Origin of the sequence: Pleomorphomonas oryzae DSM 16300, from assembly GCF_000422965.1 — a bacterium.
In the GTDB taxonomy this organism is placed as follows: Bacteria; Pseudomonadota; Alphaproteobacteria; order Rhizobiales; family Pleomorphomonadaceae; genus Pleomorphomonas; species Pleomorphomonas oryzae.
This window is the reverse complement of the sequence record NZ_AUHB01000002.1, coordinates 281,025-298,439: the sequence shown is the minus strand read 5'-3', so window position 1 is coordinate 298,439 and position 17,415 is coordinate 281,025. Positions and strand designations below refer to the sequence as shown.

At 62.9% G+C, this 17,415-nt stretch carries 17 protein-coding genes; 7 read left to right on the top strand and 10 right to left on the bottom strand.

The window, feature by feature from the left end; genetic code table 11:
- Nucleotides 1-111 precede the first annotated feature (111 nt).
- The 5 genes from purU to G522_RS0104265 all read right to left on the bottom strand — a co-directional run bounded on the left by purU (nucleotide 112) and on the right by G522_RS0104265 (nucleotide 4,849).
- Nucleotides 112-981 (bottom strand): formyltetrahydrofolate deformylase, encoded by an 870-nt coding sequence (gene purU, locus G522_RS0104285; protein ID WP_026789976.1) that lies wholly within the window; start codon nucleotides 979-981, stop codon nucleotides 112-114.
- Nucleotides 982-1,085: 104 nt separating this feature from the next.
- On the bottom strand, nucleotides 1,086-2,150 hold the full coding sequence (gene modC, locus G522_RS0104280) for a molybdenum ABC transporter ATP-binding protein (RefSeq protein ID WP_026789975.1): 1,065 nt from the start codon (nucleotides 2,148-2,150) through the stop codon (nucleotides 1,086-1,088).
- Complete coding sequence (modB, locus tag G522_RS0104275; protein WP_026789974.1) at nucleotides 2,147-2,836, bottom strand: molybdate ABC transporter permease subunit; 690 nt, start codon at nucleotides 2,834-2,836, stop codon at nucleotides 2,147-2,149. Before modB ends, modC begins: the two co-directional genes overlap by 4 nt.
- 104 nt (nucleotides 2,837-2,940) lie before the next feature.
- Complete coding sequence (gene modA / locus G522_RS0104270) at nucleotides 2,941-3,705, bottom strand: molybdate ABC transporter substrate-binding protein (RefSeq protein ID WP_036838040.1); 765 nt, start codon at nucleotides 3,703-3,705, stop codon at nucleotides 2,941-2,943.
- A 127-nt stretch (nucleotides 3,706-3,832) separates the two neighbouring features.
- Nucleotides 3,833-4,849 carry an AI-2E family transporter gene (locus tag G522_RS0104265; RefSeq protein ID WP_026789972.1) on the bottom strand — a complete coding sequence of 339 codons (1,017 nt, stop codon included), beginning with the start codon at nucleotides 4,847-4,849 and terminating at the stop codon, nucleotides 3,833-3,835.
- Between the two features lie 129 nt (nucleotides 4,850-4,978).
- Between G522_RS0104265 and G522_RS0104260 the strand changes: the two genes are divergently transcribed.
- The 3 genes from G522_RS0104260 to G522_RS0104250 all read left to right on the top strand — a co-directional run bounded on the left by G522_RS0104260 (nucleotide 4,979) and on the right by G522_RS0104250 (nucleotide 7,601).
- Entirely contained in the window at nucleotides 4,979-6,337 is a 1,359-nt protein-coding gene (locus G522_RS0104260) for a GH1 family beta-glucosidase (protein WP_026789971.1), read from the top strand.
- 180 nt (nucleotides 6,338-6,517) lie between these two features.
- The gene (locus G522_RS29915; protein ID WP_156886812.1) at nucleotides 6,518-6,823 is read left to right on the top strand and encodes a hypothetical protein; all 306 of its coding nucleotides are present in this window, start codon (nucleotides 6,518-6,520) and stop codon (nucleotides 6,821-6,823) included.
- A 376-nt stretch (nucleotides 6,824-7,199) separates the two neighbouring features.
- A complete protein-coding gene (locus G522_RS0104250; protein ID WP_036838036.1) occupies nucleotides 7,200-7,601 on the top strand; it encodes a flagellar basal body rod protein FlgC in 402 nt (133 codons plus the stop codon).
- Nucleotides 7,602-7,614: 13 nt separating this feature from the next.
- On the opposite strand, the gene G522_RS25560 is transcribed toward G522_RS0104250, so the two are convergent.
- Together G522_RS25560 and G522_RS0104240 are read right to left on the bottom strand one after the other, a co-directional pair.
- Nucleotides 7,615-8,733, bottom strand: a complete 1,119-nt coding sequence (locus G522_RS25560) for an aldose epimerase family protein (protein ID WP_051228292.1) — start codon at nucleotides 8,731-8,733, stop codon at nucleotides 7,615-7,617.
- Nucleotides 8,734-8,857: 124 nt separating this feature from the next.
- Complete coding sequence (locus tag G522_RS0104240; protein WP_026789969.1) at nucleotides 8,858-10,345, bottom strand: helicase HerA domain-containing protein; 1,488 nt, start codon at nucleotides 10,343-10,345, stop codon at nucleotides 8,858-8,860.
- Between the two features lie 150 nt (nucleotides 10,346-10,495).
- On the opposite strand from G522_RS0104240, the gene mog reads away from it, so the two are divergent.
- Nucleotides 10,496-11,017 (top strand): molybdopterin adenylyltransferase, encoded by a 522-nt coding sequence (gene mog, locus G522_RS0104235; RefSeq protein WP_026789968.1) that lies wholly within the window; start codon nucleotides 10,496-10,498, stop codon nucleotides 11,015-11,017.
- Between the two features lie 203 nt (nucleotides 11,018-11,220).
- Complete coding sequence (locus tag G522_RS0104230; RefSeq protein WP_026781928.1) at nucleotides 11,221-11,430, top strand: cold-shock protein; 210 nt, start codon at nucleotides 11,221-11,223, stop codon at nucleotides 11,428-11,430.
- Nucleotides 11,431-11,570: 140 nt separating this feature from the next.
- Here G522_RS0104230 and G522_RS0104225 read toward each other — a convergent pair whose 3' ends face one another.
- The 3 genes from G522_RS0104225 to G522_RS0104215 all read right to left on the bottom strand — a co-directional run bounded on the left by G522_RS0104225 (nucleotide 11,571) and on the right by G522_RS0104215 (nucleotide 14,913).
- Nucleotides 11,571-12,068, bottom strand: coding sequence for a cytochrome b (locus tag G522_RS0104225; RefSeq protein WP_026789967.1), 498 nt, complete (start codon nucleotides 12,066-12,068; stop codon nucleotides 11,571-11,573).
- Nucleotides 12,069-12,217: 149 nt separating this feature from the next.
- Entirely contained in the window at nucleotides 12,218-14,521 is a 2,304-nt protein-coding gene (locus tag G522_RS0104220; protein WP_026789966.1) for a Tex family protein, read from the bottom strand.
- A 107-nt stretch (nucleotides 14,522-14,628) separates the two neighbouring features.
- A complete protein-coding gene (locus G522_RS0104215; RefSeq protein WP_026789965.1) occupies nucleotides 14,629-14,913 on the bottom strand; it encodes a DUF2934 domain-containing protein in 285 nt (94 codons plus the stop codon).
- 430 nt (nucleotides 14,914-15,343) lie between these two features.
- Between G522_RS0104215 and G522_RS0104210 the strand changes: the two genes are divergently transcribed.
- Nucleotides 15,344-15,727 carry a cupin domain-containing protein gene (locus tag G522_RS0104210; protein WP_051228290.1) on the top strand — a complete coding sequence of 128 codons (384 nt, stop codon included), beginning with the start codon at nucleotides 15,344-15,346 and terminating at the stop codon, nucleotides 15,725-15,727.
- A 222-nt stretch (nucleotides 15,728-15,949) separates the two neighbouring features.
- On the top strand, nucleotides 15,950-17,311 hold the full coding sequence (locus G522_RS0104205) for a globin-coupled sensor protein (protein ID WP_026789963.1): 1,362 nt from the start codon (nucleotides 15,950-15,952) through the stop codon (nucleotides 17,309-17,311).
- Nucleotides 17,312-17,415 lie beyond the last annotated feature (104 nt).

Below are 17,415 nucleotides of genomic sequence, written 5' to 3'. Positions count from 1 at the left end.
ACCCCAGCTCCATGCCATGAGATGAGCATGGGGCGACTTTATGGGCCCGACGTGAAACAACGCTTAACGTCGTGCAAAATAGGGGTTTCCGCGACCGCCGGCGTATGTCCGTCAGGCGAAGACGATGGTCTTCTTGCCGTGCATCAGCACGCGCGCCTCAAGGTGCAGTTTTACCGCCCGGGCCAGCACGCGCGACTCGTTGTCGCGGCCGACGGCCACCAGGTCCTCGGCGGAAAGGGCATGGGTGACGCGCGAGGTCTCCTGCTCGATGATCGGGCCTTCGTCGAGGTCGGGCGTGACGTAATGGGCGGTGGCGCCGATCAGCTTGACGCCACGCTCATGCGCCTGGTGATAGGGCCGAGCCCCCTTGAAGGAGGGCAGGAACGAGTGGTGGATGTTGATGATCTTGCCGAATAGCGACGACGACAGCTTGTCGGACAGCACCTGCATGTAGCGGGCAAGCACGACCAGTTCGGCGCCGGTTTCCTCGACGAGCGCGACCACCCTCGCCTCCTGCTCGGCCTTGTTCGACTTGTCCTTGTCGACCGGCCAATAATAATAGGGAATGCCCTGGGCCTCGGCGAAAGCGCGGCTGTCTTCGTGGTTGGATATGATGGCAGCGACCTCCGCCTTCAGCCAGCCGACGCGGATCTGATACATCAGGTGCTGCAGGCAGTGATCGAACTTCGACACCATGATGACGATCTTCGGCGTGCGGGCGGCGTCGACCAGATCGACGGTCATTCCGAAGGTCTCGATGGTTTCCGACAGCGCGGCGCGGATCGTGTCAGCACTGAGGGTGGCCGGCGTCTCGAAAGCGATGCGCATGAAGAAGCGGTTGGTGACCCGATCCCAGAACTGGGCGCTTTCGGCGATGTTGCCGCCAACGCCGGCGAGGATGGTGGTGACCGAGGCGACAATGCGCGGACGATCGGCGCAGGAGAGCGTGAGAATGTGGGTCCGCTTGTGAGCGTCAGCCATGGTCGGAAACCTCGTCGGTATTTTGCTGGACGCTAGTTAGCTTGGCCCGCCTCCGGAGGAAAGGGGCTAAAGCATTCAGATGAAGCCGGCCGTAGGGCGGAAGATCAAACTGGCCGCTCGTCGAGCGCCACCGACTTTACCAAAGCGAACACTCGCCGGCCCGGCATGAGTTCAAGTTCGGCCACCGACGCTCGGGTAAGCGAAGCGGCAAGACGGCCGCCGCCGTCGAGCGTCACATCGATGGTGACGCTGGGGCCAGGCCCCTCCGGAACGCCGGCGATCGTACCGGCAAGCACGGTGCGGATGGAGACGCTCTCCGGCCGACGAGTGGCAAGCGCGACATCGATGGCGCGCACCAGCACGTGCGCCGTTCGCCCTTCAGGCCGGATGATACCGGTCAGCCAGACGATGCCGGCAGGCGTTTCGACCGGAGTCAGCTGGAACGCGTCATTCGGCTTGCCTAGCCGGCCTTCGACCACCGACACGACCTCGAAGCGATCGGCGGCGACACGGAACACGTCGGCCGGCGCGCCCTCGCGGGCCACCCTGCCCGCCTCAAGCACCACCACCTTTGCGGCCAGCCGTGCCACCTCCTCGACAGCGTGGCTGACATAGACGATGGGGATGCCGAACTCGTCACGCAGGGTTTCGATGAGCGGCAGGATTTCAAGACGCCGGGCGGTATCCAGCGACGCCAGCGGCTCGTCCATCAGCAGCAGGCGTGGCGAGGCGAGCAGCGCCCGGCCGATGGCAACGCGCTGCTGCTCGCCACCGCTGAGCGTCGCCGGGTGGCGATCGAGCAAATGGCCGATGCCGAGCGTGTCGATTACCGGCGCTTCCGCGATGCGACCTTCCCCCCTCGGCGTGAATAGCCGGCCGTAACGGAGGTTGTTTCGGACGGAGAGATGCGGAAACAGCCGCGCTTCCTGAAATACCACGCCGATACGACGGCGGTGCGGCGGCGTATGCCGCCCGCCGCCTTCGGCGAGCACTGAACCGTCGAGCACCACGCGGCCGGCACGCAGTCGTGTCAGGCCAGCAATCACCTTTATGATCGATGACTTGCCAGACCCGGAAGGACCGAACAGAGCCGTAATGCCGCCGTGGCCGGAAAATCCGACGTCGAGCTGGAAGTCACCGATACGCTGGCGGATCTCCACGTCGATCACGAGGACGTTCTCCTGAACCAGCGGGCGATGATCTCCGACGCAATCAGCGCAGCAAGACCGATCCCGGCAGCGATCACCGACAGGAGAAGCGCTTCGCCGTCGCCTTCCGGGCTCTGGCTGGCGGTGTAGATGGCGGACGCGATGGTGCGCGTCTCACCGGGAATATTGGACACGAAAGTGATGGTGGCTCCGAATTCGCCGAGCGCCTTGGCGAACCCCAGCGTCGCCCCGACGAGAACGCCTGGCAACGACAGCGGCAGCGTCACCAGGAAGAAGGTGGAGACCGGGCCGGCGCCCAGCGTGCCGGACGCCTGTTCGAGGCGGGCGTCGACCGCCTCGATGGACAGCCGGATCGCCCGGACGATGATCGGCAGCGACATGACGACAGCGGCGACGACGGCGCCGGTCCAGCGGAAGGCGAAGACGATGCCGAAATGCTGGTCGAGAAAGGCGCCGAGCGGCCCCTTGCGGCCGAGAAGCAGCAGAAGCACATAACCGGTGACCACCGGCGGCAGCACCAGAGGCAGGTGAATGATCCCGTCGAACAACGCCTTGCCGGGAAACCGCCCGCGCGCCAGGATCAATGCCAGCACGGTAGACACGGGGACGCCCCACAGCGTCGCCATGGCGGCAACCTTGAAGCTCAGGGCAATGGCAATCCAGGCGTCGGGAGAAAGGTCCGGCATCGGCTTACAGTGTTCGATCGGCACCGGGCCGGCAAGTGGTCATCTTCGACTGTTCATCGCAAAGAATGCGGTAGGCGGCCAGCGGTGCGGCCGCCCTGGATCGCTTATTGAGCCGGCTTGGCGAAGCCGGCGGCCGAAAACACCGCCTCGGCCTCCGCCCCCTTGAGATAGGCCACGAAATCGGCGGCAGCCTGACCGGCATTCTTGGTCAGGCCGATCGGGTAAACGATCGCTTGATGGCTGGTCTCCGGGAAGGTGGCAACAACGGCCACTCCCGGCTCGGCGGCGGCATCGGTCCCGTAGACGATGCCGAGCTTGGCCTCGCCGCGAGCGACCATTTGCAGGGCGACGCGGACATTTTCGGCTGGGGCAAAACGCTGGGACACCGCATCGTAGAGGCCGAGCGACTTCAGCGCCTCTTCGGCATAGGCGCCCGCCGGCACGCTCTTGGCCTCACCGACGGCAAGACGCTCCTGACCGAGGACGGTGGGCAGCGACGCCTTGTCGGAGAAGTCGACGGCGACCTTGTCGTCCTTGGCAGCTACCAACACCAGCGAGTTGCCGAGGAGATTGAAGCTGCTGCCCTCTTTCATCAGGCCCTTGCCCTCGACGTAGGTCATCCACTTGAGGTCGGCCGAGATGAAAATATCAACAGGGGCGCCGGCTTCGATCTGCTTGGCCAGCGCACCGGACGCGGCTGGCGTGATCAGCACCTCGACATCCTTGCCGGCCTTGTAGGTGTCGGCGATCTTCTGAAGCGATGGCGCTACGGAAGCGGCGGCGAAGATGCGGATCTGGTCCGCCGCGGAGGCAGCCGAGGTCAAAAGGCCGAGCGCTAGCGCGGCGACGAGGGCGAGCGACTTTTTCATGGAAGGTTCCCATCTGATCGTTATACCTTCGAGGTTATAACGATCTCCAAAAGGGCGCAAGCCTGGGAACGATCTCGTTTGTCGCATCGGATTTTCCGAAAACCGGATGCCACTTTTCGGCCCGATGCTAGATCAGGCCGTTGGCCAACAACTCTTCCTTGACGTAGGCGTAAAAGATCGGCGCCGCGATCAGTCCCGGCACACCGAAGGTCGCCTCCATGGCGAGCATCACGGTCAGCATCTCCCAGGCGCGCGAGTTGATCTGGGTGCCGATGATGCGGGCGTTGACGAAATATTCCAGTTTGTGAATGCCGATCAGGAAGAGAAGCGCGGCGATCGCCGCCGGGGCCGACACGCCCAGGCTGACGATGAAAATGACCGTGTTGGAGATGACGTTGCCAATCACCGGCAGCATGCCGACGATGAAGGTGACGGCGATCATGGTCTTCAGGAACGGCAGCTTGACGCCGATCAGCGGGTCAAGGCCGAACAGGAAGATGGCCGTCAGCGTCGTGTTGAGCAGAGAGATTCGGAACTGCGCGAAGACGACCCGGCGGAAGGACAGCGTCAGGCGACGCACACGCTCGATCAGTTCGACAGCCAGCGGCCCGTGCGGCTTTTCCGGTGGCTTCCGGAAGAGGACCAGCGAGCCGATGATGATGCCGAACAGGATGTAGACGAGGATGCGCCCGACGTCCTGACCGAAGCGCTGCAGCTCCCAGGCGTTGTCCTGGAGGAATTTTACCGCCTGCCGCCGCAGTTCATCGGTGTTGACGGGAAGATAGTCGCCGATCCATGGCGGCAGATAAGTACGGCCGGTCTCCAGGACCTGCGCCATCTTCTGGATGAGGGCGAACAGACCTTCCGAGCCGTTGGTGAACAGCGAACTGGCAGCCACGATGGCGCCGGTGATGCCGAGTGAAATAGCCGCAACGATGACAATGAGCGCCACCGCCTTGCCCATCTGCTGCGTCCAACCCGTACGGTTGCGCAGCCAGGGCGCTGCGCTGACCGCCGTCTCGTGAACGAGCAGACCGGCCAAGAGGCCTGCGAGCAGACCCATTTCAAGGCAGAGCAAGAGAGCGATGCCAACGATCAGATAGGACGCAATCTTTACCCAGTTGCAGGAAGCAAGCTTGTCCATCGGCCGTGGTCATCTCCATCAATGCAGCCCAAATACAGCCCATTGCCAACGAACGCAAAAAGAAACAATGGGGGCTTCCGGGGTGAACCGATTCATGGCAATGCCTTATGATCGAGGAGGAGCCGCCAGATGCCCGATATTGCGCTTTCGAAACGTTTTTCCCGCGACTTTGTGTTCGGCTATGCCACCGCCGCCTACCAGATCGAAGGCGCTCATGACGAGGACGGTCGCAAGCCAAGCATATGGGATGCCTTCTCACGCATTCCAGGTCGCGTCAGAAATGGCGACAGCGGCGACATCGCCTGCGATCACTACCACCGCATGCCCGAGGACGTCCGACTGCTGAGGGCTCTATCGGCCGACGCCTACCGCTTCTCGATCGCATGGCCGCGCGTCATCCCCGACGGTCGTGGTCCGGTCAATGAAAAGGGTATCGACTTTTACGACCGGCTGGTCGACGAGCTGCTGAAAGCCGAGATCAAACCCTACGCCACCCTCTACCACTGGGATCTGCCGATCGAGCAGCACGGACGTGGCGGCTGGTGTGCCCGCGATACTGCCTATGCCTTCGCCGAGTATACCGACGTGGTGATGGCTCGCCTCGGCGACCGCCTTTCCGGCATCATGACCCTCAACGAACCATGGTGCTCTGGCCACCTATCCTATCTGATCGGCGAGCATGCGCCCGGTGAGCGCAATCTGACGGCGGCGCTGGCTGCCATTCATACGTTGAATCTCGCGCATGGCCTTGCCATGCAGGCCATCAAGGCGCGCCGCGCCGATCTGCCGGCCGGTATCGTCTACAACGCCAAGGCGCTTTATCCCGTCACCGACCGCCCTGCCGATATCGCTGCCACCGAACGCTATCGGGCCTTTCACGACGGCGTCTTCATGGATCCGGTGTTTCTGGGGCAATATCCGGCCGAGGTAATGGACGCGTTCGGCCCGATCATGCCGACGATCGAAACGGACGATCTCAAGATCATCTCGACGCCCATCGACTTCCTCGGTCTCAATTTCTACGCGCCGGAACGCATCATTGCCGACCCAGCTCTGCCTTACCCGCGTGCCCGCTCGGTGCAGGCGGAGAATGTGCCCCGGACTGCCATGGGGTGGGAAATCTATGCCCCTGCCCTCGACCGTCTGCTCACCGACCTCAATGCGCGCTACAAGCTGCCGCCGATCTACATCGCCGAGAACGGCTGCGCCCAATACGACGAACTCGTCAACGGTAAATGCGACGATCCCGGCCGCATCGACTATCTCGAAAAACATCTCACCACGCTGGCCGATGCGCGCGACAAGGGCATCCGCGTCGACGGTTATTTCGTCTGGTCGCTGATGGACAATTTCGAATGGTCACACGGCTATGCCAAGCGCTTCGGCGTGGTCTACGTCGACTACGAGACGCAGGCACGCATCCCCAAGTCATCGGCCATCTGGTATCGCGACCTCATCGCCGGCCGGACGCAGGCAGCATCGGTCTAGCCTGATGCCAAACACAAAAAACCCCGGGAGCGAATGCCCCCGGGGAAGTTGATCGGCGCGCCTGGAAGGGAAACGAGCCGAGAAGGACAACCAAGGCAAGAATTACGTGAAATAGGACTGAAGGAACGTACGAAGGAAAGGTCCATAATAGGATTAGGTGCTGAAAGCTCCGAACGCAGATTGGCCCGTCAGGCCGAGACCGTCGCGGAAAAGCGAATACTGGCGGCGACCGCGTTGCGTCGATTTGCCGGCGCCGGTCCGGGCGAGACGCCGTACCGCCCGCTCGGCGGCAAAACCGTTGTCAAAGCTCGCCCCTTCGAGCGAACGGAAACGCTGATCAACGGCATGGAATTCATACGCACTACCCGCACCAACCAGTACGCCGACCGCCTCACCGGCCAGCTCAACGATGTAGCCACTATCCATTTTTGCCTCCAGGGCCGGCGTCCACCGACCGACTATCAAAACCCGCTCAACGGCATTTAGTTTCAGCGCACGATCAAAAAATTCGTCGACAGCGTCGACAGAGGTCCGTGCGATGCGGGGTCGGATTTCTGAAGGTCATGGTCGCCACCTATGTCGGAAGGGCACCACCATGCTGGGCATGGCGCTTTAGCGTTTGATCGGCGGTCGCAAGCTATGAGGTCAAATCCCGCCACACCCGTCTCCGGATGCCCTGTTATTTGGCATCGGAAAGGGCAGAGCTTCGAGGAAGCGCCGTCCAAATATTTGGGAAAATCGAGATAAATCGTCCCGATAAGGCCGGAGTGGGCGAATGATTCAAATTCGCGGCGTCATGGCAAGACGCGCTTAGCATCCGTGGCCGACAATGGCAGGTCTTCACGTGCCCGGAGCCGCTCTGATGTCTCTCTCATCCATGACGTCGATTTCCCTGACGGGAATGCAGGCCGCCGCGACACGACTTGAGGCGTCGGCGTCCAACATTGCCAACGCCTCGTCGTCGGGATCGCTGCCCAATGCTTCGGGCTCCACCAATGCCTATGCGCCGGTGACCGTGAAACAGTCCGATGTGAAGGGCGGCGGCGTTTCCGCCCGCATCGTCAACGCTGCCGATCCCTATGTACCGGCCTACGACCCGACGTCGCCGGATGCCGACGCTGAGGGCATGGTTGCCTCCCCCAACGTCGACATGGCCAGTGAACTGGTCAACGTCATGACGGCCCGCATCAGCTACGAGGCCTCGACCAAGACCATGAAGGTGGCCAACGACATGCTGAAGACGACCCTCGACGCCTTCAGCTGAAGCGTTCCTCCGCTCAGGCCCGCTGTCGCTTCACCGCCTCGATGTGACGGGCCATGGCCTCGGCCTCCGCCGGCGTAAAGACGGCGGCGATGATCTCGTTGGTGAAAGACTCCCCCTTGCCGAGCGGCGCGTGGATCACCGGCTGACCATTGACGCAGCCGGGTTCGTCAGGCAACCGGACAGGGAAGGCCATACCAACGGCCTCCTGATCGCCGGTGCGACAGATCCAGCGAGCGGCGGTGCCGGTATTTTCCGGCATAAAGGACGTATAGTCGGCGGTTCCGTCCGGGTGCACCTGCATGAAGTGCGATCGTCCCTCGTCATCGCTCAGCGGATCGAAGGCGAACACAACCTCCGGGGCGAAAATCTTGTCCGAGGTCAGCGTGCCGGCCCGGCTGGGGTCCTTGGCAAGCTCGGCAATCCATTCGACATAGCCCGGCCCCGGCTGGATATGCGGCGGGATCTCCTGACGGACCCGCATGGACTCCGCCGTCTCGTGGAGCGTGCCGATCAACCGACCACCCTCGCGGGCACGCCAGTTGAGATGGCCCAGGTAATGCACCGGCAGCGGCGACGATTTCAGGTTGGTGACGGTGATGCCAATGGAAATACGCGGCCTGCCTGCATAGAGCTTCAGGAGCGGCACCGCCTCGTAATTGGTGGCAAAGGCAACGGTATGATTATAGCGACCGGTGACGGCGATATAGCGCCCGCTCGCGTCCTCGCCAAGCAGAACGGCGGCGTCGCGGTAGAGGGCGTTGGGCAGTTCGCCGTGCTGCTCGCGGCGTTCCATGGGGCCGGGCGCGCCGATCGCCGTGATGCCGGCATGTTGGAAATAGCCGCCATAGGTCTCGAAGAATTTCTGCGTCGGGCGCGGCATATCGAACATCGACTTCATGCCAACGTCGCGACCACCAAGACGGGCCGACCAGACATGCTGCCCCTGGAAAGGTAGCACCACCACGTCATCCGCCCCGTTCGACAGCCGGACGGCGTCGACCCCGGAGGCAAAGCGGAAGACTGCCGCAGAGAGCGGCCCGGCACGGAAAATCACACGCTCCGCTTCCGAAAACACAACGCCACGAAGGTCGACAGCCGCCGTCGCCCCCTCGCTCAACTTCGACAATACCATGCCATCCTCCCGCAAACGGCGACCGAACTCCTCCCGAGTCGGCGGTCACCGGCGCGGCAGTCTGTCGCGTTTTCAGTCCCGCTCCAAGGGGCGACGACACCGCAATAAAGCGTACTGGACGGACTTATTCCGCTGCAGCGGCGGCCGTGGCCGAACCCGGCGCGGTTTGCCAGCCGAGATCGGGAAGCTGGATCATCCGCTGTCCGCGCAGGTCCGAGGCGCAAACCAGAAAGCCACGCTCCTCCATATAGGCGAGGAGCCGGCGTGCGCGGGATGGCGAGCGGGTGCCGTAGGCACGCGCGATATCGGCATCTGATGGGCAGGGCGCCTTCTGAAGCGCTGCCTTGGCGACCAGCAGGAACACGCCACGCATATCTTCGGGTAGCGACGCCGAAATCAGAGTGGCCTGCTGCCAGGCATCCTCGTCGATCGTCTCGGTCTCGACACCGGCGCGCGCCAGCGAGAGGCGCTGGCGGAAGGACTGGAGATCGAGGCTGTCGCCGGTCACCCGCTTGATGCGGCAGCGGACCAGAAAGTCCTGGTAGAGCATCGATACCGCCTGGAAAGCAGCGTCGGGCTCGGCCATCATCTCCACGAGGATTTCCTCGATCGTTTCATCGCGGGCGAGGCGTCCGAGCAAATCGGCCTGTGGCGGATTGTCCTCCGGAGCCGGCGCCAATGCAGCCCGCGAACGCGACAGTTCGGAAAGAATGTCGGCAGTGGACACCGGCGTGGCAGCAGCGCGCGGCATTTCCTCGCCAGCCGTCGGACGAAAAATCAATTCACGGGCAGCCTCGCCGCCCTGCTCAGGCAGTGGCGTCAATTTGGGGCCGCCACCGCGCCCCGTCGTCTCGACCGGTCCGATCCTGACCGGCTCCGGTCGCCGACCGATGGCGGGGCCGAGCGAGACGAACTCGCCGCGTTGCAGATTGCGGAACATTTCGGCCTGCCGCCGCTCCATACCGAGAAGGTCGGCGGCGCGGGCCATATCGATGTCGAGAAAGGTGCGACCCATCAGAAAGTTGGACGCCTCGGCGGCAACGTTCTTGGCGAGTTTGGCGAGCCGCTGGGTGGCGATGACGCCGGCAAGGCCGCGCTTGCGGCCGCGACACATCAGGTTTGTCATGGCACCGAGAGAGGCGCGGCGCGACTCACCGTCGGCCTCGCCGGATGCGGCAGGGGCGAACAGCTGCGCCTCATCAACCACCACCAGCATCGGATACCAATGGTCGCGTTCGGCATCGAACAGACCATTCAGGAAAGCGGCAGCGGCGCGCACCTGGCCGTCGACGTCGAGGCCTTCGAGGTTGAGCACGACGGAAACGCGATGTTTGCGGACACGAGCGGCGATCAGCGCCAGGTCACGCTCGGAACAATTGGCATCGACCACCACGTGGCCGAAGCGGTCGGCCAGTGTGACAAAGTCGCCTTCAGGATCGATGACCGCCTGCTGAACCCATTCGGCGCTTTGCTCGAGCAGACGACGCAGCAGATGCGATTTGCCGGAACCGGAATTGCCTTGAACCAACAGACGGGTGGCAAGCAGTTCCTCAAGATCGAAGGCAGCACGCGTGCCGTTCGTCCTGTTGCCGATGTCCACGCTGAAGGTCATCCCGAGGTCTTTGTCCCACGCCACCGATTGTACAGAACGCGTCTTTTGCGAGCGCATTCTTTCTGTCGACCGATTCGGCTGCCTTGGCCAAGGGCGAAGCAAGGTGCTAACGCTGTCTTGTCCCGTGATTCACAGGTTGGAGGATGGACCATGGTCCGCATCGCAATTCTCACCGTCTCCGATCGCGCCTCACGTGGCGAGTACGAGGACCTTTCAGGGCCGGCAATCGCCGCTTGGCTCAGCCGGGCCGTCACCTCGCCCTACGAAGTGCTGACGCTGGTGGTTCCCGACGGTGTCGACAACGTCGGCGGCGAATTGGTTCGGCTTTGCGATGAAGAGCGGGTCGATCTCGTTCTCACCACCGGCGGCACCGGTCCCAGTCCGCGCGACCTGACGCCGGAGGCGATGAAGGTGGTGCTTGAGAAGGAGCTGCCGGGGTTTGGCGAATTGATGCGCCGGATCAGCCTCGAGAAGGTACCGACCGCCATCCTGTCGCGCCAGACAGCCGGTACGCGCGGCACAACCCTGATCGTCAACCTGCCCGGCAAGCCGGCATCGATCGCCGTCTGCCTGGATGCGGTTTTTCCCGCGGTTCCTTATTGCCTTGACCTGATCGGGGCCGGCCGCATAGAAACCGATCCCGCCGTCTGCCAAGCCTTTCGACCAGCCTAGGCCCACACCTATAAGTTGCTTGCAGTAAGTCCTTTCTCGTAGTATGAGATGTCATCGATTTTGGCCAGACCATCGGCCCTGAACGCCTGGGGTCATCCCCCGCGACGTGACGACCTTTCCAAATTCGGTAACCACCCAGTCACACGCTCCAGTGCGGGTGCGTGGCTTTCTTAAATTCGACTTTCTACGGAAAGGATCTCATCATGGCTCTAGGTACCGTCAAGTGGTTCAACGCCACCAAGGGCTACGGCTTCATTGCTCCGGACGCCGGTGGCCCGGACGTCTTCGTTCACATCTCGGCTGTTGAGCGCTCCGGCCTCGGCTCGCTCAACGACGGCCAGAAGGTGAACTTCGAAGTCGTTCAGGACCGCCGCTCCGGCAAGTCCTCGGCGGACAATCTTTCGGCTGCCTGATTTCATCGTCGGCAGACGTTCGATAAAAAGCCCCGCGGAAGGTCTCTTCCGCGGGGTTTTCGTTTGGGACTATGGGGCCGCTGGAGCGACGCGCCGACATAACCGGGCTGTGGCTTCCAGCTTTTGTTTGCGTATCGAGTCTAGTGGGTGCCCGGTACCATCATGCGGCGCAGGGTGGTATCCTTCAGCACGAAGTGATGGTAGAGCGCCGCCGCTACGTGGAGCACGATCAGCAAGATGAAGATCGGCTTGTTGGCGGCGTGGATCTCGCCGAAGGTGCGCATGTTGACATACTGGGCGAGAAGCCCGGTGATCGGCGTGACGATCAGCATCAGATAGAACAGATAATGCAGCGCCTCGCCGGCCCTGACCTGCAAGGCGGGCCCCGGAACGGGGGTCGGCACGCCTTGAGTCAGGCGAAGACCGAGACGAACCAGTGTCAGCACCAGAACGGCAATACCAACGCCGACATGCAGATAATAGCCGGTCACGAGCGGGGCGGCATCCTGCCCGGAGCGCAGGAAATAGTTGTAGCGCCCCATGTCCTCGCCGAAGATCAGCTGGAAAAATACGAGAAGCACGATCAGCCAGTGGAGAGCGAGCTGAAGGGCGGTGTAGCCGTTAGAATGCCTGGCCATGGTGGGCTCCCACAATGGTTAATCGAGCTGACTGTACACCAAATCCAACGGTCACCAACCGCCTAGATCGGGGCCGTCGCCCAAAAATTGTAACACGCGTTGCCATGCAACTGAACGATGATGGGCGCCCGGATGGGCATCCTATCCGCTCATCGCCGCTTCATGGCGGCAGCCAGTGCGGCGGCCATGGCATTGTTGCCGGTCGCCGGTGGTGGAGTAGGACTGCGCCGATCAGGACGAGCCCCGCCGCCTGTCCCCTTCGGCGTGCCGTCGTCGTCCTTGCGCATGGAGAGAGCGATGCGCTTGCGTTTGGCATCCACCTCGACGACGCGAACCTTCACGACGTCGCCGGCCTTCACCACATCCCGAGGATCCTTCACGAACCGATCGGCCAGCTGACTGACGTGGACGAGCCCGTCCTGATGGACGCCGATATCGACGAAGGCACCGAAAGCGGCGACGTTGGTCACCGTCCCCTCCAGAACCATGCCGGGCTTGAGATCGGCTATTTCCTCGACGCCCTCGGCAAAGCTGGCGGTGCGGAACTCGGGACGCGGATCGCGGCCTGGCTTTTCCAGTTCGGTGAGAATGTCGCGCACCGTCGGCAGGCCGAAGCGTTCATCGACGAACTTCGCCGGGTTGAGCGCCTTCAGAGCGGCGCTGTCGCCCATCAATTGACGAATGTCGCAACCACAGGCGGCAACGATGCGGCGGGCAACCCCATAGGCTTCCGGGTGTACCGAGGACGCATCGAGCGGCTCGTCGCCGTCGCGGATGCGCAGAAAACCGGCAGCCTGTTCGAAGGTCTTCGCGCCGAGGCGCGGCACGTCCATCAGGGCCTTGCGGCTGCGGAAGGCGCCTGACGCGTCCCGATAGGCAACGATTGCTTCGGCCAGCGACGGGCCAAGACCGGAAACGCGGGCAAGAAGCGGCGCCGAGGCCATGTTGAGATCGACGCCAACGGCATTCACCGCGTCCTCGACGACGGCGTCGAGCGCCTTGGCGAGATATCCTTGATCGACATCGTGCTGATACTGCCCAACGCCGATCGACTTCGGCTCGATCTTGACCAGCTCGGCCAGCGGATCTTGCAGGCGGCGGGCAATGGAAACGGCGCCGCGCAACGAAACGTCGAGGCCAGGAAATTCGCGAGCGGCCAGTTCGGATGCCGAATAGACCGAGGCGCCGGCCTCGCTCACCACCACCTTGGTCGGCTTCGGCGCCGGCAGATCGCCGATCAGCGCGGCGGCAAGGCGATCGGTCTCGCGGCTTGCCGTGCCGTTGCCGATGGCGATCAGCTCCACCTTGTGCTTGCGGACCAGCGCCGAAAGCGCCGCCAGCGCACCGGCCACATCGTTTCTCGGCTGGAAGGGATAGACGGTCGCCGTGTCCAGAAGCTTGCCCGTGGCGTCGACCACGGCAACCTTGACGCCGGTGCGGATGCCGGGGTCGAGCCCCATGGTCGTGCGGGCGCCGGCCGGCGCGGCGAGCAGCAGATCCTTGAGATTGTCGGCGAAGACGCGGATCGCCTCGGCCTCTGCCTTTTCCCGCAACGTGCCCATCAGATCGAGAGAAAGCGAAAGCTGCAGCTTCACCCGCCAGGTCCAGCGGCAGACATCGAACAGAAAGCCTTCTGCCGGCAATTTTGCCGGAACGTTAATCGAGAAGGCATCGGCGACCATCCGCTCGACCGGCTTGACCGGAGCCGGATCGTCGGCATCGACCTCCAGCTCCAGGGCGAGGATCTCCTCGTTGCGGCCGCGCAACATGGCCAGCGCGCGGTGGCTCGGCACGGTCGCCCAGCGCTCGCGATGATCGAAATAGTCGGCGAACTTCTCGCCCGCCGTCTCCTTGCCGGCAATCACCGTCGAGCGCAGCACGGCGCGGTCCCGGAGGTAGGTGCGCAGACGGCCCACCAGATCCGGCGTCTCGGCAAAGCGCTCGGCAAGAATATCGCGCGCGCCATCGAGAGCTGCCTTGATGTCAGGTACCGCATCCGTGACATAGGCGGCGGCGGCCGCCGCCGGCTCCAGCGTCCGATTGGCAAACAGGGCGTCGGCCAGCGGCTCGAGCCCCTTTTCCTTGGCGATCTCACCCTTGGTGCGGCGCTTCGGCTTGAAGGGCGCATAGAGATCCTCGATCTCCGCCTTGGTGACGGCGGCGGCGATTTTTTCCGATAGGTCGGGCGTCAGCTTGCCCTGTCCATCGATAGCAGCCAGAACAGCCGTACGGCGCGTCTCAAGCTCGCGCCGATAGCCAAGTCGCTCTTCGAGCTTGCGCAATTGTGTGTCGTCGAGCCCACCCGTGACTTCCTTGCGATAGCGGGCGACGAAGGGAACGGTTGCCCCCTCGTCGAGCAGACCGATGGCCGCGGCCGCTTGCGCTGGCCGGCAACCGATCTCGCTGGCGATGGCCTCGACGATGCGGGCTTCGATGGCTGCGGAAAGGGTCATGTCACGGCTCCCAACAAGAAGGCCGCGACATTAGGCATCCCGTCCGGGCGGCGCAACGGCGCCGGCCGGTCTTGTCAACAATCTGTCCGTGGCGGCCGGCTGTGGCCTTAGCCGGAAACGACCTTGAGCGACGGCTTCTTGGCGACTTCCTTCTTGGCTACCTCTTTCTTGGCCGCCGGCTTCTTGGCGGCTGCCACCTTGGCCTCGGCGGGTTCCTTCTTGGCAACTGCTGCGCGCGGCTTGCGGGCCGCCTTGGGCTTGGCCGCGGCCTCCTCGGCGCGAACGAGCGCTTCGGCCTCGTGCCAGTGCTGATCCGCCCGGCCTTCAGGCTGCCCTTCGGCCAGCCAGAGTTCGCGCGCCTTTTCCCTGATCTTGGCTTCGATATCGGACATGTCGAAATCCTCTCTTGTTCGGAACCCGGCCAGTGGACGCTGAGCGTCCCTTCAGGGGCGTTCGGGACAATAAACTGGACCCTTCGACCCGACGGCTTCTGAGACGAAACCGTAACGAGAATAATGTAGCGCAGCACCCGCTTCGTGAGAAGGCAACGAGTGACCAAAAACAGCACAACAGCAAAGACTTTTGCCTGATATCGCCGCAGGAAGAATGCTTATGCGGCGGCAAAGCAGACCGAGGCGGCAAGAGCAGCCATTCGAATCAACCTCAGCCGCCGGTCATGGTGACGGCATCGACAGCGCCCTTGACCATCCGGACATGTTCCATTGCGCTTCCCTCCATTGTGATGGATCGCCCTCATCAAGGAAGGGTTGCCGGCGCCGGACCGATGACCCAAACTCATCGCCGGCAACCGACGAGGCAAACATGACCCATCCTTTTCTTATTCCAAGCGGAGGTCTCCGAGAGTTTCCCACTTCGGAGCGCTGTTTCATCACCGAGCTTCTCAACGATCCGTCGCGGCCCGACGTGTCTCTGGCGCGAGCGCGCGTCGCCCCTGGCATGGTGACCCAGTTGCACGCACTCGATGTCGAAGAGACCTATTTGATCGAGGTGGGAAGCGGCATGATGGAAGTCGACGGCCATCGCTTTCGAGTGGGTCCCGGCGACGGCGTCCGCATCCCGAAGGGAACGTCACAGCGCATTGAGAATGACGGCGGTACCGATCTTGTTTTTCTTTGCCTCTGTCAGCCACACTTTCGCGCCGAGGGATATATCAACCTTGAGCCTTCGGCCGGTGAGCCGTCCTGATCGCTACCTGCAGCAGAGGAATAATCGTCGCTTGCAATAATATTGATAGAATCTCTCCGGAATTCTACGCATACAGGCAGGCACATCATGCGCTGGCAGACGCAAGTTCTTTAAATATCGACGGTTTTCCTAAATCCTTTACGAACGGGTAAGATGTTTGGCGCGACAAAAGCTGCCGTCGGACGCATCCGCTGCGTCGATCCGCACCATAAAGGAACCGGCATGTCCGCCCCTTCGATCATTGCCTCTGACATGCGTCAGCGCCTCGGTTTCCACGCCATCGATGACAGCGTCGCCACCACCTTTCGGGAACACCGCCCCTATATTTCCGGTATCCTTTCCGAGGGTATCGAAGCCTTCTACCGGCAAGTCTCCACGTTCGCCGAAACCAAGCGCTTCTTCCATTCGCCCGAGCAGATGGCACAAGCCAAGGCAGCTCAGCTCAAGCATTGGGAGCGCGTGCTGGAGGCCCGCTTCGACGAGGCCTACTTCCAGTCTGTTTCCAAGATCGGCGAGACGCACCACCGGATCGGCCTGTCACCGACCTGGTATATCGGCGGCTACAACTTCCTGCTCACCACGCTGATCGGGCGGATCAACAAGGACTATTCCGGCGGCCTGTTCAAAGGCGGCCGAGAGGAAACGCGCCTGAAGCTGTTGCAAGCGCTCAGCAAGGTCGTCCTGCTCGACATGGACTTTGCCATTTCGGTATACATCGACGCCGAGCGCGCAGCGCGTCATAACCTGATCGATCGCGTCACCCAGGAATTCGAGTCGTCGGTCGGTGTCATCGCCGACAAGGTCCTGTCGTCGGCCAAGGATATGGCCGCCTTGACGCGTGATCTCGACCAGGCAACCGATCGCGCCTCCGAGCGTGCCAGGAACGTGGCACGCGGCGCCGAGACGGCCTCCGCCAACGTCGCCACCGTCGCCGCCGCCACCGAGGAATTGAGCGGCTCCGTCGCGGAGATTACCCGACAGGTCGCCGAGTCGAGCCGGGTTGCCGCCGAAGCGGCCGCTGACGCGCTTCGCACCTCGACGCAGATCAAAGAGCTTTCCGACGCGGCCAAGAAGATCGGCGACGTGGTCGACCTCATCGACAACATCGCCTCACAGACCAACCTTCTGGCGCTCAATGCCACCATCGAGGCGGCCCGTGCCGGCGAGGCCGGCAAGGGCTTTGCCGTCGTCGCCGCCGAGGTCAAGCAGTTGGCCGACCAGACCGCCAAGGCGACGTCGACCATCGCCGATCAAATCAACGGCATCCAGGCATCGACCGAGCAATCGGTGGCGGCCATCAATGCGATTTCCGGCGTCATCGGCCGCCTCAGCGAAATCTCCAACGTCATTGCCGCCTCTGTCGAGGAGCAGGGTACGGCAACGCTCGACATTTCGCGCAATCTCAACCAGGCATCGAGCAGCACGACCGAGGTCACCGAGCATATCGATGGCGTGTCGCAGGCCAACGCGGCGGCCGCCGCCGCCAGCGAACGCATGAAGAGCGGCACCGCCGGCCTCGACGAGGCGTGCACTCACCTGCGGTCCGAGATCAAGAGCTTCCTCATCAAGGTGCATGCCGCCTGACGGCGGAACCAGACTTCCAGGGGGCGGCGGCGAACGCTTTGCGGCGGCGGCGCCCTTGCTTTTTCGGCAAAACGGTCCCATCCGTCAGGTAATCTACCTTTCCC

What these genes read in the sequence shown, in the direction of transcription:
- purU (WP_026789976.1), bottom strand. Translation starts at nt 981, where the DNA reads ATGGCTGACGCTCACAAGCGGACCCACATTCTCACGCTCTCCTGCGCC.
- modB (WP_026789974.1), bottom strand. Translation starts at nt 2,836, where the DNA reads ATGCCGGACCTTTCTCCCGACGCCTGGATTGCCATTGCCCTGAGCTTC.
- modA (WP_036838040.1), bottom strand. Translation starts at nt 3,705, where the DNA reads ATGAAAAAGTCGCTCGCCCTCGTCGCCGCGCTAGCGCTCGGCCTTTTG.
- G522_RS0104265 (WP_026789972.1), bottom strand. Translation starts at nt 4,849, where the DNA reads ATGGACAAGCTTGCTTCCTGCAACTGGGTAAAGATTGCGTCCTATCTG.
- G522_RS0104260 (WP_026789971.1), top strand. Translation starts at nt 4,979, where the DNA reads ATGCCCGATATTGCGCTTTCGAAACGTTTTTCCCGCGACTTTGTGTTC.
- G522_RS0104250 (WP_036838036.1), top strand. Translation starts at nt 7,200, where the DNA reads ATGTCTCTCTCATCCATGACGTCGATTTCCCTGACGGGAATGCAGGCC.
- G522_RS25560 (WP_051228292.1), bottom strand. Translation starts at nt 8,733, where the DNA reads ATGGTATTGTCGAAGTTGAGCGAGGGGGCGACGGCGGCTGTCGACCTT.
- G522_RS0104240 (WP_026789969.1), bottom strand. Translation starts at nt 10,345, where the DNA reads ATGACCTTCAGCGTGGACATCGGCAACAGGACGAACGGCACGCGTGCT.
- mog (WP_026789968.1), top strand. Translation starts at nt 10,496, where the DNA reads ATGGTCCGCATCGCAATTCTCACCGTCTCCGATCGCGCCTCACGTGGC.
- G522_RS0104230 (WP_026781928.1), top strand. Translation starts at nt 11,221, where the DNA reads ATGGCTCTAGGTACCGTCAAGTGGTTCAACGCCACCAAGGGCTACGGC.
- G522_RS0104225 (WP_026789967.1), bottom strand. Translation starts at nt 12,068, where the DNA reads ATGGCCAGGCATTCTAACGGCTACACCGCCCTTCAGCTCGCTCTCCAC.
- G522_RS0104220 (WP_026789966.1), bottom strand. Translation starts at nt 14,521, where the DNA reads ATGACCCTTTCCGCAGCCATCGAAGCCCGCATCGTCGAGGCCATCGCC.
- G522_RS0104215 (WP_026789965.1), bottom strand. Translation starts at nt 14,913, where the DNA reads ATGTCCGATATCGAAGCCAAGATCAGGGAAAAGGCGCGCGAACTCTGG.
- G522_RS0104210 (WP_051228290.1), top strand. Translation starts at nt 15,344, where the DNA reads ATGACCCATCCTTTTCTTATTCCAAGCGGAGGTCTCCGAGAGTTTCCC.
- G522_RS0104205 (WP_026789963.1), top strand. Translation starts at nt 15,950, where the DNA reads ATGTCCGCCCCTTCGATCATTGCCTCTGACATGCGTCAGCGCCTCGGT.